We start from the raw sequence: 19,021 nt of genomic DNA, 5'->3' as shown, positions 1-19,021 counted from the left end.
GAGAATAGAAAAATATTATATTTGTATACACCCCATTCTTCACCAAAACAGGAGTTATATAAATGTCAGTTCCATATTATGTTCATGCAGGCGCCAGGTTGCGGCGTATATTAAGGCATAAGGAAATTGTGATCCTGCATTATGCCAGGAAAGTTAAACTAACCCCGCAGGGTCTGTATCGTTATTTTTCACAGGCGTCTATCAAAAGAGAAAAGCTGGATCTGTTGCTGGCTGCCGTTCCTGTTACACTGGAAGATTTTTACCACTGGAATTCACTGGAAGGAAATACCTGGCATCAGGGTGAGCTGCTGCAGTTATATCTTGCGAAGCAGAAAATAAAAGATAAGCAACTGGCAGCGCTGCTGCATTTATCGTTGGATGAAATACATGAATGGCTGGACTCCGCACAATTCAGCCGCGTGCAGCTGGAACTGTTGCAGGAGCACCTGCAATTATCCCCCGGCTACTTTACAGACCCACAAGCCCTGAAGCAGGGCGTTAACTGGGTGGAGGCCTACCTGGACAAGTGTATGGAGGTACAACAATACGCCCGTAAAGTAAATACCCTTGAAAAAAGGATCAATACCCTGGAAGCCAGGTAAGGCGGGTAATTGCCGGCTTTTAGTTGACAGCCAGCAATTGTTTTTCGTTTTGTACAGGACTGAGCGCAAAATATTCAGCTACCTCTTCCCAGTTATTTACCCGTTTGTAATCTGTAAGGGGTAAGTTGTGCGGTGCTGTAAACAGCAGTGGCGTTCCTTTAAAGGTACTCAGGTTTTTATCGTGATCGTCAATCATGTAGTCCGCTTCCACAATGGTTTTGGAGCCGCAGAATACGATGTTTTTCCAACTGATAAAAGGGAAGTGTTCATTCAGCCACGCATGTTTCTCCGCCAGCGACAGGGGGAATTCCATAGCTGCAGATACCACGAAAACCTCGTGTTGTTCTGCCAGCGCCTTTACTACTTCCTGGCTGCCGGCCATTACCGGTATCCCCCTGAAAAATCCCGGGGCACTTAATATTTTCATTGCTATTCCTTCCGGAAAAGCGCTGCCTTCCGGGATGTTGTTCAAACGCTCCGGATCTATTACTTCGCCATATTCCTTTGCGTATACGTCCAGCAGATGTTGGGTAAGGTCTGCCATTACATTGTCCATGTCGATTGCTATTCTTGCCATATTTTGCTATTTTATGCAAAGTTATGCGATATTCTGCAAATTATTGCATAATCTTTCATAATATTGCATAAAATAGCATGAGCATGTTGAGAGAGGAAAGGCTGGATTATATCCTCAAAAAGCTGCAAACAGATCATAAAGTGCTGCAAACAGAGCTTAGCAGCGATTTGCAGGTATCGGAAGATACGGTGCGCAGGGACCTCGAATCCCTGGCGCAAAACGGGCAGCTGATCAAAGTAAGGGGAGGCGCCATCCCGCATTCGCCGAATCCTTACTCTTTTAAAGAGCGTATCGTATATCATGAAGATGATAAGAAGCATATTGCCACCAAAGCCCTGGCGTACCTGCACAACGGGCAAACAATTATTCTCGATGGAGGTACTTCTACTTTAATGCTGGCCAAACTCTTTCCTTCTAATCTTCATATTACCGTTATTACGAACAGCGTACCCATCGTAGCACAGCTGATAGAGCATCCTGTGATTGAAGTAATTTTCACCGGTGGGTTGATTGGTAAGGATTCCCAAACAGCCGGTGGAATGGATACCATCCGTATGCTGGAAAAAATGCGGGCGGATATTTGCTTCCTGGGTATCTGCAGCTTGCATCCGGATGCAGGCGTAACGGGCCTGGATCTTGGGGAAGCAGATGTGAAAAGCGTGATGGTGGAATCTGCCAATAAAACCATTGCACTGGCTACCAGTGATAAAATGGGTACGGCAGAACCTTTTAAAGTATGCGATATTACAGGTTTGGACACTATTATTACAGACAATCCGGATCTGCCATCTCTGAAACCGTATATTAACCTGGGAATACAGGTAATCTGATCAATTTTAACTTTTATCTGACCGAAGATGTTACACGATCTATCGATGGTAATGATTAATAAAAGAGCTACACGCATTGCGGTGAGCGCCTTGTTTTTTTTAACCGGACTATGTTTTTCCAGTTGGGCCTCCCGCATTCCGGATATTCAGCTGGCATTAAACCTGAACGATGCCGGGCTGGGAAGCGTGCTGCTGGCGCTTCCGGTGGGTTCTATTATTTCCCTTCCGGTTGCCGGCATACTGGTATCGAAATATGGCAGCCGCCAGATACTGCTCATTGCAGCGGTAGCGTATGCGGCGGTGTTGCCGGTGCTTGGTCTTGCGCATACTTCCTGGGAGTTGAGCGTATTCCTGGTGTTCTTTGGCTTTTTTGGTAACCTCGCCAACATTGCAGTGAACACACAGGCAGTAGGCGTGGAGGCTATGTACGGCCGTTCCATTATGGCTTCATTTCACGGATTGTGGAGTGTAGCGGGTTTTACCGGGGCGGCTTTTGGTACCTGGATGACAGGTTTGCACCTGGCGCCGGTGTATCACTTTTTAATTATTACCGCCGTTTCCTGGATCCTCATTGTCATTACCATGAACCGGCTGGTAGTACGCGTAACCAATGAAAACAATGCTCCTTCTTTATTTGGCAAACCGGATGCCTTCCTGTTTACACTTGGAATTATTGCGATGTGCTCTATGATTTGCGAGGGTACTATGTTTGACTGGAGCGGGGTATATTTCCGCAGGGTGATACAGGTAAGGGAAGGATGGTCCGGCGCCGGCTACGCTGCCTTCATGAGTACAATGGCATCCGGACGTTTTGTGGCCGATTACCTGACTACACGGCTTGGCGTTAAAAAGATGTTGCTGATAAGCGGTGGTCTCACTGCCAGCGGCTTGCTGGTAGCTGTTATCTTCCCTTACTTCGTTCCGGCTATGCTGGGCTTTATGCTGGTGGGCGCGGGCGTATCTGCAGTAGTACCGCTGGTATACAGTGCTGCGGGCAAATCTACCAAACTGCCACCGGGAATGGCGTTGGCCACCGTATCTACTATTGGCTATTTCGGATTTCTTTTTGGTCCTCCGCTGATCGGGTTTGTAGCGCAGGCTACCAATCTTGGCGTGGCTTTTACTATGATTGCCGTAATGGGCGCTGCTATAGCGGTCATGTCGTCCAGGATCAAATTATAATCCTGCTACCGCCGCTGCTCCATTTTTATGGGGCAGCGCGCGGAAAGAAAGTTCTTCTTCCCGGTGATCGAGCATCAGCCAGTATTCGCCGGTATCTTCTTCCCGCTCGGGTAACTTCATGCCGGCAAGCGCGGTGAGCAAGGGTTCCGGCGGATGATCAAATGGCACCAGCCTTACCAGCGGATGTATGCTTGTTTCATCATCGCCTGTTTCCATTAATAACTCCCGCGGTAAGAACTTCAATTCATTCATGGCCAGTTCCATCACTACAATTTCCCGCAGGTAAGGATTTACAATTTCCCCGCTCAGTAATTTCTGTAACAGGAATTCACCAAAGATGTTGATCTCCCTTTTGAATTGCAGATCTGAACGGTTGTCGATGGCCCAAAATTCTTCTATTACCGGCATCAGTTGTTCTCCCAATAAAAAACAGGTATACGGAAGCATCGTGTAAATGGGTGTGATCCTGTTTACCCGGTACAGGGTACAGCTTACCGACATGCCCTGTTGGTATACTACCGTTTGCAACCGCCGTTGTTCGCGGCTGGTAAGATCGTACCGTGATAATACCGCTGCCGGATTATTCCGCAGCTGCAGGCATAATTGCGGGGAGGCAATCAGGTCTGTGAGTGCTTTCTGAAAAGATAAGAGTGACATAGTTTCAGGTATGATAAAGGTTCCAGGCTGCTTTTGCCCTGTTCAGCTCACGGGTAACGCCTTCAAATTGCAGCAGGTGAAAATAAGATTCATGAAACTCGAAAGTAATGCCGCATAAGTTGGGCACTAACGGTAACGTATACCCGAGTAACTCCCATACTTCCGGCGGGCAGGGCCCTGCGTGGGAATCGGTGTACATGCCGGCCATTTCGTTTCCTCCGGCAATGTGGATTTCGATGACCTTATCCAATTCCAGTTGTGCAATAAATGCCTTTGCATCGAAGTGGTGATTCACCGCATTCGTGTATACGTTATGGATATCCAGCAGCAAGCCGCAGGAAGTATCGCGCGACAGCTCATTGAGAAAGGCTGTTTCGCTGAGTTCCTGTTCGGGCAGGTCGATGAAGTACACATTGTTTTCTACCAGGAAAGGTGTGCTGATGGAACGTTTGATAGCATTGATGCGACCGCCGATCATATCCAGCACTTCGTAATCATAGGGCACCGGTACGGCGAGTCCGGCATTGTGTTCTTCCTGTTGTTCGTTATGCACTTTTACGAAAGAGAGGTGATCACTATGCCATTTAAAGCGATAGCGTTCGTGCCATTCTTTCATTTTATAGAGATAGTTTTTATCGAAGATGCCTGCACTGCCGAGAGAGTAGGAGATATTGTGAGAAGTTAAAGGATATGTGGCAGCTATTTTATCCAGCACTTTCATCCACGATTCAATTTCTTCAAACCGTTGCGGCGTATTGTTCCCGCGATCAGTCCAGAACATATCCGGGATGATTTCCACATAATCGCAGATACCGGGGCATGCGTCCAGGTATAGTTCCAGCGAAGGGTTGTAGAGAAGCCCTACGCCCAGCTGCGGAATAGTTTGCTGATAAAGATGGCCCACCCTGGCTGTTGATAATACTTGTGACATGGTGAGGAGGTTTTAAGAGCCGTCCCGGTGGCGCCGGGACGGCATCCGCATTAATGTTGTTTGATAGCAATGTCTTTGATGACAGCCATTTTATCCAGATCCACTTTGATCACCTGTTCCAGTTTTTCCCGGATGTTAAAGTGAACGCCGGATAAGCATGCCTGGCATCCGCGGGGATTGATTTGTTTGATCACCATAGATTGCAGTTTGGTGATGTCTTCCATTTTGGTGCCTTTGGGAACGGCAACATCTACGTGACCATTGTCGCCGTAATGAATTTCAGCTGTACGCATGACGTTTGAATTTTGGGGTGTTTAAATATAAAATAAAGAAGAATTCCCTGCGGGGCAGGGCTGTTGTAGAATTTAGTGCCAGTCTTTTTGGGGTTGCAGCGCAGTATTTTTAACTGCGGATGATAAAGTTAGGAGAATAAGATGAGATCATGATAAGTATTTATACGGGAAATTATAAGACCGTTTTTTTGCTGTTAGCCCAGTGAATTAAGCTTTTTTACCAGGACGAGTGTGTGCTTTAGTAATTTCTCTATGTCTTTTTCTTCGGTAAGCAGCTTGTTGATGCGTATTTGTAAATAAAACCGCAGGGTAATGGCATCCTCATAATCAGTGATCAGTGACAGAGATCTCCCGAAATCGTTGTCCATCAGGAAATCCAGTTCCCGGTATATATTTTTGATGATGCTTTTGGGACGGGCAATTACCACGAAGTTATTGTCGAATTCGGTTGCGCCTGTTAATACTTTATTTGGATTTAACGCACTCAGAAAATGCAAGGTGCCTTTGCTATATATTTTAAGTTTAGTCTTTTGCCGGGGAAGCTCCAGTTGTAACAAGGTATATCCGCCGTATATCCTCCCGGTATAATTGGGATTCATAAATGTTTTAAGGTCATTTATGAAAGGGTTATCCATTTCGTTTTGCCATGCATGCCGGAGCAGTCCGTCGGTTTGTTCATACGTAAGCCTGAAGGTATAACTCCAGATAGGTTGATTTCTATCACCGGAAATAAAATTCATGATGTCTCTGCCATATTTCCGGTAAATCTTCACCGGGGCATCTTCTTCCTCTCTTCGTTTTTCTTCTTCTGTTTCATCATACCTGTCATCTGGTGTTTCCATAACATCGGTATTTGGGTGTTGGATAATGTAAAATCAACATATAAAACTACCTATATTTGTTCGCCTCCAAAAAAAATCTTCTCCCAAAACAAAATTTATTTCCGTTTATAAACTTCAAATCCCGTAACTTTGCACGATTTTTTTGTTCCCTCACACGGCAGAAAGATCAGTTTGGTTTTTCATTTTCAATAGATTACACAAATGCCAAAAGACTCATCTATCAAATCTGTACTCATTATCGGTTCTGGACCCATTATTATTGGTCAGGCTTGCGAATTTGATTATTCCGGTTCCCAGGCAGCACGTTCGCTGCGGGAAGAAGGAATTAAAGTGATTTTGATTAATTCCAACCCGGCTACCATCATGACGGATCCTATGATGGCCGATAAGGTTTATTTGCTGCCGCTGACCGTGGAAAGCATTGAGCAGATTCTGGAAGAAAACCAGATAGATGCCGTATTACCTACTATGGGCGGCCAAACTGCGCTGAACCTTTGTAAGGAGGTAGACGAACTGGGAATATGGGAAAAACATAACGTTCGCCTGATTGGAGTAGACATCAAAGCCATTGATAAGGCAGAAGACCGCGAACAGTTCCGTCAGTGGATGATCCAGCTGGGAATACCTGTAGCGCCTGCCAGAACAGCCAACTCCTTCCTGGAAGGAAAAGAGTTCGCCCAGGAAATCGGATTTCCGCTGGTAATCCGTCCTTCTTTCACACTGGGTGGTACCGGTGGTGGTTTTGTACATAGTAAAGAAGACCTGGATGAAGCGCTGGACCGTGGTTTGAAAGCGTCTCCGATCCACGAGGTACTGGTGGAAAAAGCCGTACTCGGATGGAAAGAATATGAACTGGAATTGTTGCGTGATAAGAATGATAACGTTGTTATCATTTGTACCGTGGAAAACCTCGACCCGATGGGTATCCACACCGGCGATTCCATTACGGTGGCTCCTGCGATGACACTGAGCGACACTGCTTTCCAGGACATGCGTAACAAAGCGATGTTGATGATGCGCGACCTCGGCAACTTTGCCGGTGGCTGTAACGTGCAGTTCTCCCTCAATCCTGAAAACGAAGAGCTGATTGCCATCGAGATCAATCCACGTGTAAGCCGTTCTTCTGCACTGGCTTCCAAAGCAACCGGTTACCCGATTGCAAAAATTGCTGCGAAACTGGCTATTGGTTATTCACTGGATGAACTGGAAAACCAGATCACGAAAACAACTTCTGCCTTCTTTGAACCGGCACTGGATTATGTGATTGTTAAGATGCCGCGCTGGAACTTTGATAAATTCAAAGGAGCTGATGATACTTTAGGACTGCAGATGAAGTCAGTAGGAGAGGTAATGTCTATCGGACGTACTTTCCCTGAAGCCCTGCAGAAAGCCTGTCAGAGCCTCGAGAACGATGCACTGGGACTGGGTTACTACGGTAAATCACTCATGAAGAGCGAGCAGTTGATCGAGAAATTAAAACGTCCAACCTGGGATCGTATCTTCCGTATCAAAGATGCTTTGATGGCGGGTGTATCGGTAAAACATATTCACCAGCTCACCTTTATTGACCGCTGGTTCCTGCACCAGATCCAGGATATCGTTAACCTGGAAAAACAATTGCTGGAACTTGATCTGCAGACTGTTTCCGTTGATATGCTGAGAGACGCCAAGAAAATGGGCTTCTCCGATGCGCAGCTGGCTATCCTGTTTGGCGATTGCGATGAAGATGAAGTATACGCTAAACGTAAGGAGCTGGGTATCCGCCGCACCTTTAAAATGGTAGATACCTGCAGCGCGGAGTTTGAAGCAAAAACGCCTTACTTCTATTCTACTTTCGATACAGAAAACGAAAGCATTCCTTCCGATAAGAAAAAGATCATTGTACTCGGTTCCGGTCCAAACAGGATTGGTCAGGGTATTGAGTTTGACTACTGCTGTACGCATGGTTTGCAGGCCATCCAGGATTGCGGATATGAAGCGATTATGGTGAACTGTAACCCGGAAACCGTATCAACCGATTTCGATATGGCGGATAAGTTGTACTTCGAGCCGGTGTTCTGGGAAAATCTCTGGGAAATTGTGGAGCTGGAAAAACCGGAAGGAGTGATTGTTCAGCTGGGTGGGCAAACTGCACTGAAACTGGCGAAGCGCCTGGAAGCAAACGGCGTGAAGATCATCGGTACATCCTTTGACAATATGGATATTGCGGAAGACCGCGGCCGTTTCTCCGACATGCTGAAAGAACTGGGCATTCCTTATCCTAAATATGGTACCGCTTACAACACAGACGACGCTATAGATGTGGCGAAAGAAGTGGGTTACCCGGTACTGGTACGTCCTTCCTATGTGTTAGGTGGGCAGCGTATGAGGATTGTTATTAATGAAGAAGAACTGGAAGAATCTGTACTGAGCCTGCTCAGACATCTGCCAGGTAACAAGATATTGATTGATCACTTCCTGGATCGTTGCCAGGAGGCGGAAATAGACGGTATTTTTGATGGTACCGACTTCCATGTAATGGGCGTGATGGAACATATTGAGCCAGCGGGTATCCACAGTGGCGATAGCCACGCGTTGCTGCCGGCTTTCAACCTGTCGCCCATCGAAGTAACTACTATGGAGTACTATGCGGAAAAGATTGCACGTGCGCTTGATATCCGTGGTTTGATCAACATTCAGTTTGCCATTAAAGATGGTAATGTGTTTGTGATTGAAGCCAATCCGCGTGCATCCCGTACTACACCGTTTATTGCCAAAGCTTACCAGGTACCTTACCTGAACATTGCCACTAAGGTGATGATAGGCGCTAATAAGCTGAAGGACTTTACCATTGTAAAGAACCTCACAGGTTTTGCCATCAAGGAGCCGGTGTTTTCTTTCAATAAGTTCCCGGGTGTAAATAAGGAGCTGGGCCCTGAAATGAAATCTACGGGAGAAGCGATCCGCTTTATCAAGGATCTGCGTGATCCATATTTCAGACAGCTGTTTAAAGAAAAGAGCATGTATCTGAGCAAATAGTTTCCTGTGAAGGAACCAAATATTAAAAGCCCTTCCGGTGTATACCGGAAGGGCTTTTTTATGTATAAATCGATTTATCTGAAATGAACAGAGCCTGATAAAAATCAGGCTCCTTCTTTTCCCTCAAAATAACCATTAAAGACACGACTATTGAATCTTGATACAATTCATATAGCGTGACCGGTAATGCAGTTTACAAATAATATTATATTTAAAAGAGATGTTAACTAATCAATAACAGATGAGATAATGTATAATATAATATATATTGATTATTAATATCTTAAAAAGAAGTTAATCTCGCGTGATTTGCCGGAATTTATTTGTGTAAAGTGAAAGTTCTCATGTTATCATATATAAATATTAGCGGCTAAAATATCTTTCTTTTTAACATTTCCAAAACGCTTTTGCTGCGTATAAATGCGAGGTTTGTTTACCCGATAAAAAGTTAACCCTTACATGGAATTTGAATCTACATTGTTTGTTGTGATGTGCTGGAAGCGTGCGCCTTTTCTGCGTATTGTTGTACCGTTACTGGCTGGGATCACTCTTCAGCTGTATATCCCGGTGTATCCTGTTTTATACATTGTATTGATCTGCTGTTGTATGGCAGGGATATCAGTGTTTCGTTTTCTACCGCTGCAATGGCGGTTTGCCGCTGCCTGGCTGCCGGGAATACTCCTCTTTATGTTGATCAGCTGTTGCGGCGGCCTGTTGTTATATAATACTGATCTCCGGCACAGTAAAGGGTTTTATAATAAATACACTACAGACACACCGTTTTATCTGTTGCGTATAAATGAACCACTACAGGAAAAGCCCCGTTCTTTTAAAACAACAGCACAAGTGGTAGCCATCTGCAGGAAGGGTGAATGGATGCCCGTAAAAGGCTGTTTATTGCTTTATACGGGCAAGGATAGTCTTACACCTGCCCTTCATTACGGAGATGAATTAATCGCCCGGAAACGGCCTGAATTGATCAAATTTAACGGCAATCCCGGAGCGTTTAACTATCAGCAATACATGGTAACGCAACAGGTTTATCAGCAGTTGTATCTCCGTAACGAAGATTTTTACCGGTTACCGCGCAATCGCGGGCACCCGGTGCGCAGGTTATTGCTGCGGGCAAGGGATTATTGCCTGTATAACCTGAAGAAATATATTGGAAACGGACCGGAAGCCGGTATGGCGGAAGCGCTGCTTATTGGTTACCGCCAGGACCTCGACCGGGATGTAGTGCAGAGCTATAGTAATACCGGCATTGTACATGTTATTGCCATTTCGGGGATGCATCTTGCGCTGTTGTATGGTACCTTATTATGGTTGCTGCAATGGCTGCCGGCACATCGCTGGCTGCATATTACCAAAGCATTGATCATCTTGCTTGTGCTGTGGGGATTTGCATTACTTACTGGTGCATCTGCCTCTGTACTTCGTTCTGCAGTGATGTTTACAGGCATTACCATCGGGCGTTTTGTATTGCACCGGCATAGCAGCATTTACAACACATTGGCCGCTTCGGCTACCTTACTACTATGCTTTAATCCCTACCTGGCTGTGGATGCAGGGTTTCAGCTGTCGTATCTCGCGGTACTCAGTATCCTGCTTTTTTACCAGCCCATTTACCGCCTGTTCCAATGGAAATACAGGTGGGCAGATTGGCTCTGGCAAATGGTGGCGGTATCGCTGGCGGCGCAACTGATCACTACACCAGTGAGTTTATTTTACTTTTACCAGTTTCCCAATTACTTTTTGCCGGCTAATCTGATTGCGGTGCCCTTATCTACAGTAATTATTTATGGAGAAGTGATGCTGCTGTTGCTGGCTCCCTTTGGGACTCCGGCCGTTTGGCTGGGAAGCGCATTGAAATACATGATTCTCGGAATGAACAACTGCATCCGGTGGATAGGAGAGCTGCCAGGTGCGCTGATCACGGATATTCACTGTTCACTGGCGCAAACGGTATTGCTTTATGTGCTCATTGCAGCACTGGCACTGTGGCTACTGGTCAGGTTCCGGCCTGGCTTGTGGATGGGTATTCTTTGTATCTGGGGATTGCTGATAGCCCACGTCAGCTGGGTGGTAGCTTGCCGCTCGCAATGCAGTATCATTGTTTATAACGTGCCCGCCTATACGGCAATTGACTGTATTAAAGGTAACCTTGTACAATTTACCGGTAATGATAGCGTATGGCAATTACCTGTAGCGCAGCAACTCCTGAATACACGCACAAACCTGCGTGTTCATCCAGGCAAACCTGCTTCTTTTCAGCAATATGGCCGCTTTCTGAGCTTTGAGGGAAAACGGCTACTGATCATAGACCGCGCATTGCCGGATCGGGCGCCACCTGAAAAATTCCAGACCAATTATATTTTATTGACACGTAATCCATCGTTGGATATCAGGCGATTGGGTGATTTTTATACGTTTGATACACTTATTTTTGCGGCTTCAAATAGTTCGCGGAGGATTGAGAAATGGAAAAGTGATTGTTACGTGTTAACTTTGCGCTTCTTTTCGGTTCCGGACCAGGGAGCCTATGTTATTAATTTCTAATGTTTTCCATTCATGCAAAAGCAAATTAAATCAGCGTTGATCTCCGTTTTCTATAAAGATAACCTGGAGAACATTGTTAAAAAATTAGGTGAACAAGGTGTTACCATCTATTCCACCGGCGGTACCCAAAAATTTATTGAGGACCTGGGTGTGAAATGTGTAGCTGTTGAAGACCTGACTGCTTACCCTTCTATTTTGGGTGGACGTGTTAAAACCCTGCATCCTAAAGTATTCGGTGGTATTCTGGCCCGCCGCGATAATCCACAGGATCTGGAACAACTGAAGGAATACCAGATTCCGGAAATAGACCTGGTAATTGTTGACCTGTATCCATTTGAGGAAACAGTGAAGAGCACCACGGTAGAACAAACCATCATCGAAAAAATTGATATAGGCGGAGTATCACTGATCCGTGCAGCCGGCAAAAACTACAAAGACGTGGTGATTGTTGCTTCTAAAGATCAATACGCCGACCTCGAAAAAGTACTGACCGATAACAACGGCGCTACTACCATTGAAGATCGCAGAAACTTTGCTGCTAAAGCATTTGAAGTTTGCGCTCACTATGATGTGGCGATCTCCCAGTATTTCCTGAACAATGAGCCGGGCGTAAACTTCCAGCTCTCTATTCCGGAAGGACAAGTAAACCGTTATGGTGAAAACCCACATCAGCGTGGTGTTTTCTATGGTAACCTCAACGAAATTTTCAACAAACTACATGGCAAGGAATTATCCTTCAACAACCTGGTGGATGTAGACGCTGCATGCCAGCTGATCCAGGAATTTGAAGCCACCACCTTTGCTGTGATCAAGCATACCAACGTTTGCGGTATTGCTTCCCGTGCTACGCTGAAAGAAGCCTGGGACGCAGCACTGGCAGGCGATAAGGAAAGCGCTTTTGGCGGCGTACTGGTAACCAACAAGGTAATCGACAAAACCACTGCGGAATCCATCAGCGAAATTTTCTTCGAAATCCTGATCGCTCCGGGCTTTGATGCCGATGCACTTACTGTACTGCAGGCCAAAAAGAACCGTATCCTCCTGGAACAGAAACAGCCGGTAAAGAGCAAATACATGTTCAAAAATGTATTGAATGGCGTTTTGCTGCAGGACAGCGATAATGGTAACTACAAAGAATGGAATGAAGTAGGGGCCCGTCCAGCTACACCGGCTGAAAAATCTGACCTGGAATTTGCCAATATCGTTTGCAAACACCTGAAATCAAATGCTATCGCATTAGTAAAGGATCAGCAGCTGATTGGTAAAGGTTGTGGTCAGACTTCCCGTATCGACGCACTGCGCCACGCTATTGAAAAGGCAGGCCAGTTTAGCTTCGATCTGAAAGGCGCAGCAATGGCTTCTGATGCATTCTTCCCCTTCAACGACTGTGTAAGCATTGCGCACGAACATGGCATTACTGCGGTGATCCAGCCTGGTGGCTCCATGAGGGATAATGACTCCATCGAATTCTGTAAGGAACATGATATGGTGATGGTAATGACCGGTATGCGTCACTTCAGACACTAACGGTAATTATGAGAATTTATAAGAGAAAGCACCGGAATTTCCCGGTGCTTTCTTATTTTCATCTTATAATATTCAAAAAATAATAATAGTATTGTTGACTTGTAAATCAATATCATCCTAAAAGCGAGGACCATAAGCGAATAGCAGCTACAAATGTCTTTTATCCAACAAAATATCATGCAGGATGCAGATGATGCCTGGTTGATCGGGGAGTTTAAAACCACCGGTAAACTGGATTTTCTTGCAGCCCTTTACCAGCGTTATATGAACCTGGTATACGGTGTATGCCTGAGATATTTTGATGAAGAAGCCAGCAAAGATGCAGTAATGCAGATCTTTGAGGAGTTAATTATAAAACTGAGGCAACATGAAGTCCAGAATTTTAAAAGCTGGCTGCATGTACTTGCCCGCAATCATTGTTTAATGAAGCTGCGGGCAATGAAAAATAAGGAATCCCGCCAGGTGTCTATTGATGATCACCCCATTGTGGAAAACGGGGAAAACGGGCATCATGAAAACGGAGTATCACTGGAAGATAACCTGCAGAGCATGGAAAAATGCCTGGAAACCTTGCCGGAAGAACAAAAACGCAGTGTAGACTTGTTTTACCTGAAGGAAAAGAGCTACCGGGAAGTGAGCGTTATCACCGGATATGAAATGAATAAGGTGAAAAGCTACATCCAGAACGGAAAGCGGAACCTGAAAATATGTATGGAACAACAAAATGACTGACAAGCGGCCACATATAAAACCGGAGGAACTCGCCGGACTTATCCGCCAATACCTGGCAGGAGAGCTCGACGATAAAGCCATGCATGCCCTGGAACGTCAGGCCCTGGACGACCCGTTCCTGGCTGATGCGCTGGAAGGCTATGCCTTGCACACGCCGGAACAAACCGCCCACCAGGAAGACCTTGCGGCCAGATTGTCTGAAAGAATTGCCTCCAGAGGCCGCATCCGCCCGATGTTTTATCGAATAGCCGCGGCGGCAGCCATTTTGCTGCTGATGTTTTCTGCAGGCTGGTTCCTGTGGGAACAGCAACGGAGAACGCCCATTGCCGGCGTAAATACATCTAATTCTGCAAAGGAACCGGCGTCTGTATTCTCCGAACATGGAGACACCGCACCATCGCCGGCAAATGCTGATCATCCTGCCCAAAAAATTACTCCTCCCACACCCGCTAAACCAGTAACTGCCGAAAAGCAAGCAGCAAAACAGGAGCCGGCAACTGAAGCCGCGGATAAGACTATACCCTACGCCAAAAACGAGGCGGCAGATAAAACAGTTCCTTCTGTCAGCAGAAGAGTACCTGATGTCGATAGTAGTGTTCCCGCAACGGCCATGGCCATTCAGGCGGAGCGCGCCGAACAACAGCGGAATTTTGCAGTCCCCCCTGCAGCAAATAAAGAGAAACAGATAATGATAAGGGGGCAAAATAATTATTCACTGGGTAAACCGGATAGTCAAAAGAATGCATTAAACGAAGTAGTGGTGATCGGTTATGGTATACAAAAGAAACGAAATGTTACGGGTGCCGTAACTGTTGTCAAAGAAAGCGCCATTTCTGATTCCGGTACCGGGGCACTATTGCAGGGAAAAGTGGCAGGAGTAGACGTGTCATCCGACGATACTGATATCAATGCCTACCGGGCGCCTGCTCCTATAACCGGGGAAACCGCTTTTCAAAATTATCTTAAAACCAAAACTGTTAACCCGGATAACCTATACAACGGTACTGTACGTGTATCCTTTACCGTTATGCCGGATGGTAGCCTGCAGGACTTTAAAATTATCCGTCACCTGAATGATGCCTGTGATGCAGAAGCCATCCGGGTGATCAAAGAAGGCCCGGCATGGATACCTGCTTCAGACGGAAAGCCCGCTAAAGTAAAAGTCAGGGTAAAATTTAATGTGCAGAAAGATAAGTAGCTATTTCCGCTCTTTCCATTGCTGGTTAAAGGATTTGGAGGCAAATACAGGCAGTTCGCGGTTATCTCCCCAGCTTTTGGCAAAGAATCTTCGCAGCAGGAAATTTTTCATTTTGCCACTGGCTAAGTTCATCATTTTGCGGCTGCTACAGCCTTGCTTCCACATAAACCAGGCAAATTTCTCTCCCCCGGAAGTATAGTTTTCCTCTACTGCTTTCTGACGGTTATGCAGCAACAGTTCATGCAGGTTAATGCGCACCGGGCATACTTCAGTACAGTTACCACACAACGAAGAGGCAAAGCTCAGGTGCATGTAAGAGTCCATCCCTTTCAGGTGAGGAGTAATCACAGCGCCGATAGGACCGCTGTAGGTGGCGGCATATGAGTGACCACCAATATTTTTATAAACAGGGCAGGCATTGAGGCAGGAGCCGCAACGGATGCAGTATAAGCTTTCACGTGCAGTAGTATCCTGCAGGATATTGGTGCGGCCATTGTCCATCAGGATCACATACATTTCTTCCGGACCGTCTATTTCTCCTTCCTGCCGGGGGCCGCTGAAAATACTGTTGTAAGCGGTGATCTGCTGACCGGTACCATAGGTAGCCAGTAAAGGCCAGAACAGGCTGAGGTCAGTAATAGAAGGGAGTACTTTTTCAATACCCACCAGTACAATATGAGTTTTGGGAAATGCCGTGGTTAAACGCGCATTGCCTTCATTTTCTGTAACGGCTATGGAGCCGGTATCTGCTATGATGAAGTTGGCGCCGGTGATACCTATTTCCGCCTGGAGATATTTGTGACGGAGCTTTTCGCGGGCAACCAGGGTTAGTTGCTCTGGTGTAAGCCCGGGATCAGTACCAAGTTTATCTGCAAACAAGCGGGCCACATCCTCCTTGCTTTTGTGCATGGCCGGGGTAACGATGTGGTATGGCGGTTCTCCGTCGAGTTGTTGTATATATTCCCCGAGATCAGTTTCCACACACTCGATGCCATTACTTTCCATAAAGGCGTTCAGGTGTACTTCCTCGGTAGCCATCGACTTACTTTTTACGATGCTTTTGCATTGCTTGGCCTGGCAAATGGCCAGTATTTCCTGTTGTACCTGTTCGGCAGTTTCGGCCCAGATGACCTTGCCGCCGCGACGGGTAAAGTTTTGCTCGAATTCTTCCAGGTGATTATCCAGGTGCTCAATAGCTCTCCACTTGATGTTCTTGGCTCTTTCCCTTGCGCCGGGTAAATCCGTAAACTGTTGTTTACCGGCTTTTACAGCTGTATTGTATTTGCCTATATTGAAGTTGATCGTCTGCCGGTGGCCGAGATCAGACGCTTTCTTTTCACTTTCTTCCAGAAAAGTAGATGCTGTTTGATGCATAAGCAAGCAATATTCCTAATTAAAGATAGTTAAATCCGAAAATGATTTACCCGTGTTCTTTTCTTGCGATGTTGTCCAACACTTCATAAAATTCCGTGCCGTATTTTCTGATCAAAGCATCTTTAAGGAAACGATACACTGGCACCTGAAGGGTTTTACCGTTCTTGCAGGCGGGTTTGCAAACCTCCCAACGGTCATAATTTACTGCTTCAAATGTTTCGTATTTTTTAATACGGATAGGGTAGAGATGACAGGAAATAGGTTTTTTGAAATCAACCACTCCATCATTGTATGCTTTCTCGATGCCACAACCTACTATGCCGTGATCGTCTATAGTGGCGTATGCACAAATGCCTTTGTTTACAATAGGGGTAACATATCCATACTCATCGTCGGTAGTATTGGTACCAGTGTGCTCAATTTCTTTGATACCATCTTCCCGGAGGTAAGATTTAATCTTCGGATAAATTTTCTTCAGGATTTTAACTTCTGTTTTATCCAGTGGAGCGCCACAATCGCCCGCTACACAACAGGCGCCTTTGCAGGCAGACAGATTGCACACAAATTGCTCCTCAATTACTTCGTCACTTATGTATTTATCGTCAATGATAATCATCGGGAATGGTCTTTTGCCTGAAATTGCAGACAGACAATCTTATTAAGACCACAAAGTTACAGCATTCAGGGCTTATCTCCAGCGCAGGGTTTCTACCATATGCCACATATCCTGTTCCAGGAACCGGTAAACGGGTGCGAGAGAGTCTGCGTTGGGTGTAACATCAAAATAGAGGGCGCCGCGGAGGAAGTGTTTTACCGAATCGGTGGCAAAGAATTGTTTCGAAGAGGCGGCATTACCACCCACTTCATAGAAGGTACCGCTTACGTTGTTTGCTGTATGGATCTTGTTTTCATCGATATATTCTGCCTTGTAGGTATGCTTGTAGGTCATTTTAAAGGCATCGTCCACCAGTTTGCGGAAGCTGTTGTTACCGGGGCCGATGATCTTATAGCTCATATAAATTTTCCCGTTCAGGGAGGGGAAGTCTATATTGATCCAGTAAGGGTTTTCGGGGGCTGCGCCAAAAAAGGAAGTGTCTTTGACGATATTGGCATATGCCGGGTATTCAAATGTGTAAGGATATCCGGGCATATCGAAAGTGCGGTATTTTCTCTCCGGAAATTTTACCTGGAAATAGCCTCTGGGCTTCGGTGTGGGTACGTTTTCACAGGCGGCAAATATACACATCAGCCCGATGATCAGTGTGAGGGCCTTTCCTTTAATCGCTGGCATTTTATGCTTATTTAACAGGCAGTTACACTTTTTCAGCGGCGTCCGGCCTGATGGTTACCTGTACTTTCTGGATCCTCATTTTATTGACTTCCAGTACAGTGAAATCGAAGTTATTGTAGTTAATAACGCTGTTTTCTTCAGGAAATTTTCCGGCCAGTTCCAGTATAAGACCACCGAGGGAGTCGCTTTCGCCTTTTACGGGTTCAAATGTTTCAGGAGAGATGTTCATGATGCGGCAAACGTCGTTCAGCATGGTTTTGCCTTCAAATACGTAGGTGAAGTTATCTACTTTGTTGTAGTTAAATTCTTCTTCATCAAATTCGTCCTTGATATCGCCGATCACTTCTTCCATGATATCTTCCAGGGTTACAATGCCGGAGGTACCGCCAAATTCGTCCACTACTACGGCAAAGTGCATCCGTCTGCTCTGGAATTCAGAGAGCAGGTCTTCGATCAGTTTATGGCCATGCACAAAGAAAGGCTGGCGCATTACTTCGTGCCAGTCGAAGGTATTGCCTTTGTCGAGATGGGGGAGCAGGTCTTTGGTGTGGATAACGCCCACGATATTGTCCAGGTTGTCCTTATAAACAGGTAAACGGGAATAATGCAGGTCGGCTACACTTTTCACGATATCGCCGAAAGTGCTGTCGTATTCCACGCCGTTTACGTCCAAACGGCCGCGCATGATCTGTTTTACGGTGATATTGCCAAATTTAAGGATGCCTTTCAGGATATTTTTTTCTTCCTGGGAGGCGGTGGCGTCCACGCTCATTTCGATGGCTTCATCGATTTCCTGGTAATTTACCGGGCCGCTGCCGCGGTGAAAGAAGCGGTCTTCGATGCTGGTGCTTAGGCCAACAAAAAAATCGCTGATGGGTTCCATAGTGGCGTGGATACCGCTTACGAACCAGGCGAAATAGGTGGCAAAACGGATATTGTTTTGAGCGGCCCATACCCGGGGGAGTATCTGGCCGAAAAAGAGTAAGATGAGGCAGATCGCGGAAATCCTTACCAGGAGGGATACTACCGGCAGTGTTTGCAGGTCTTCCATCTGGGTAACGAGGTAATTGGTGATCATGATAAATGCGATCATGAGCAATACACCTGCAATTTGTAAGGAAGCGAGCAGTGATTTTGGCTTTTCCAGCAGTCTGGTGATCAGTTTGCCCGAGGCATTCTGGCGTGTTTTAAGCACATTCAGATCCTTGTGGTTAAGGGAAAAGAAGGCTACTTCCGCACCGGAAACAATAAAGGTTAGCAGGAGCAGAATAAAAATAACAAGCAGAAATACCACCACGTTAGGGGCGCCAATTGGTGCGCTGGCTTGTAAAAAATAGGATACGTAGCTTGCCGGAAGGATGCCCAAGATGTTCAACTTTGATGTAATTAATCAAAAAATAGGGGAAAGTAA

General features: G+C 45.9%; 17 protein-coding genes. 8 read left to right on the top strand and 9 right to left on the bottom strand.

Translation table 11 applies throughout. From position 1 onward, the window contains the following. The first annotated feature begins 62 nt into the window (after window positions 1-62). Window positions 63-602 (top strand): hypothetical protein, encoded by a 540-nt coding sequence (locus V7S65_RS27765; protein ID WP_079471306.1) that lies wholly within the window; start codon window positions 63-65, stop codon window positions 600-602. 19 nt (window positions 603-621) lie between these two features. On the opposite strand, the gene V7S65_RS27760 is transcribed toward V7S65_RS27765, so the two are convergent. Beyond that, the gene (locus V7S65_RS27760; RefSeq protein ID WP_336388885.1) at window positions 622-1,179 is read right to left on the bottom strand and encodes a 5' nucleotidase, NT5C type; all 558 of its coding nucleotides are present in this window, start codon (window positions 1,177-1,179) and stop codon (window positions 622-624) included. A gap of 83 nt (window positions 1,180-1,262) precedes the next feature. Here V7S65_RS27760 and V7S65_RS27755 point away from each other — a divergent pair, with 83 nt between their 5' ends. Together V7S65_RS27755 and V7S65_RS27750 are read left to right on the top strand one after the other, a co-directional pair. After that, window positions 1,263-2,009, top strand: a complete 747-nt coding sequence (locus V7S65_RS27755; RefSeq protein WP_079471304.1) for a DeoR/GlpR family DNA-binding transcription regulator — start codon at window positions 1,263-1,265, stop codon at window positions 2,007-2,009. Between the two features lie 27 nt (window positions 2,010-2,036). Then, window positions 2,037-3,191 (top strand): MFS transporter, encoded by a 1,155-nt coding sequence (locus V7S65_RS27750; protein WP_079471303.1) that lies wholly within the window; start codon window positions 2,037-2,039, stop codon window positions 3,189-3,191. Here the strand turns inward: V7S65_RS27750 and V7S65_RS27745 are convergent. From V7S65_RS27745 to V7S65_RS27730, 4 genes are all read right to left on the bottom strand, one after another. Continuing rightward, on the bottom strand, window positions 3,186-3,848 hold the full coding sequence (locus V7S65_RS27745; protein WP_111577305.1) for a hypothetical protein: 663 nt from the start codon (window positions 3,846-3,848) through the stop codon (window positions 3,186-3,188). The two genes, V7S65_RS27750 and V7S65_RS27745, sit on opposite strands and share 6 nt — an antisense overlap. Window positions 3,849-3,852: 4 nt before the next feature. Further along, complete coding sequence (locus V7S65_RS27740) at window positions 3,853-4,779, bottom strand: DUF692 domain-containing protein (protein ID WP_159454368.1); 927 nt, start codon at window positions 4,777-4,779, stop codon at window positions 3,853-3,855. Between the two features lie 50 nt (window positions 4,780-4,829). Next, on the bottom strand, window positions 4,830-5,072 hold the full coding sequence (locus V7S65_RS27735) for a hypothetical protein (protein ID WP_079471300.1): 243 nt from the start codon (window positions 5,070-5,072) through the stop codon (window positions 4,830-4,832). A gap of 194 nt (window positions 5,073-5,266) precedes the next feature. Beyond that, the gene (locus V7S65_RS27730; RefSeq protein WP_336388886.1) at window positions 5,267-5,914 is read right to left on the bottom strand and encodes a hypothetical protein; all 648 of its coding nucleotides are present in this window, start codon (window positions 5,912-5,914) and stop codon (window positions 5,267-5,269) included. A 201-nt stretch (window positions 5,915-6,115) separates the two neighbouring features. Here V7S65_RS27730 and carB point away from each other — a divergent pair, with 201 nt between their 5' ends. The 5 genes from carB to V7S65_RS27705 all read left to right on the top strand — a co-directional run bounded on the left by carB (window position 6,116) and on the right by V7S65_RS27705 (window position 14,945). Further along, the gene (carB, locus tag V7S65_RS27725; RefSeq protein ID WP_336388887.1) at window positions 6,116-8,932 is read left to right on the top strand and encodes a carbamoyl-phosphate synthase large subunit; all 2,817 of its coding nucleotides are present in this window, start codon (window positions 6,116-6,118) and stop codon (window positions 8,930-8,932) included. A 459-nt stretch (window positions 8,933-9,391) separates the two neighbouring features. Next, on the top strand, window positions 9,392-11,488 hold the full coding sequence (locus V7S65_RS27720) for a ComEC/Rec2 family competence protein (protein WP_336388888.1): 2,097 nt from the start codon (window positions 9,392-9,394) through the stop codon (window positions 11,486-11,488). Window positions 11,489-11,500: 12 nt separating this feature from the next. Beyond that, entirely contained in the window at window positions 11,501-13,015 is a 1,515-nt protein-coding gene (purH, locus tag V7S65_RS27715) for a bifunctional phosphoribosylaminoimidazolecarboxamide formyltransferase/IMP cyclohydrolase (RefSeq protein ID WP_336388889.1), read from the top strand. A 153-nt stretch (window positions 13,016-13,168) separates the two neighbouring features. Beyond that, window positions 13,169-13,747 (top strand): RNA polymerase sigma factor, encoded by a 579-nt coding sequence (locus tag V7S65_RS27710; RefSeq protein WP_336388890.1) that lies wholly within the window; start codon window positions 13,169-13,171, stop codon window positions 13,745-13,747. Continuing rightward, window positions 13,740-14,945, top strand: a complete 1,206-nt coding sequence (locus V7S65_RS27705) for an energy transducer TonB (RefSeq protein WP_336388891.1) — start codon at window positions 13,740-13,742, stop codon at window positions 14,943-14,945. The genes V7S65_RS27710 and V7S65_RS27705 overlap by 8 nt, the downstream gene beginning before the upstream one ends. On the opposite strand, the gene V7S65_RS27700 is transcribed toward V7S65_RS27705, so the two are convergent. The 4 genes from V7S65_RS27700 to gldE form a co-directional block, all read right to left on the bottom strand. Next, the gene (locus V7S65_RS27700; protein WP_111577313.1) at window positions 14,946-16,319 is read right to left on the bottom strand and encodes a LutB/LldF family L-lactate oxidation iron-sulfur protein; all 1,374 of its coding nucleotides are present in this window, start codon (window positions 16,317-16,319) and stop codon (window positions 14,946-14,948) included. It lies immediately after the preceding gene. A gap of 46 nt (window positions 16,320-16,365) precedes the next feature. Then, the gene (locus tag V7S65_RS27695; RefSeq protein WP_079471292.1) at window positions 16,366-16,935 is read right to left on the bottom strand and encodes a DUF3109 family protein; all 570 of its coding nucleotides are present in this window, start codon (window positions 16,933-16,935) and stop codon (window positions 16,366-16,368) included. A 72-nt stretch (window positions 16,936-17,007) separates the two neighbouring features. Beyond that, window positions 17,008-17,610 (bottom strand): gliding motility lipoprotein GldD, encoded by a 603-nt coding sequence (gene gldD, locus V7S65_RS27690; RefSeq protein WP_111577314.1) that lies wholly within the window; start codon window positions 17,608-17,610, stop codon window positions 17,008-17,010. Between the two features lie 22 nt (window positions 17,611-17,632). Further along, complete coding sequence (gene gldE / locus V7S65_RS27685; protein ID WP_227024458.1) at window positions 17,633-18,985, bottom strand: gliding motility-associated protein GldE; 1,353 nt, start codon at window positions 18,983-18,985, stop codon at window positions 17,633-17,635. Between the last annotated feature and the right edge of the window lie 36 nt (window positions 18,986-19,021).

This window comes from Chitinophaga sp. CCNWYY40, assembly GCF_037483205.1.
Classification (GTDB): Bacteria; Bacteroidota; Bacteroidia; order Chitinophagales; family Chitinophagaceae; genus Chitinophaga; species Chitinophaga ginsengisegetis.
The sequence above is the reverse complement of the archived record's forward strand: the minus strand, read 5'-3'. Positions and strand labels throughout refer to the sequence as shown.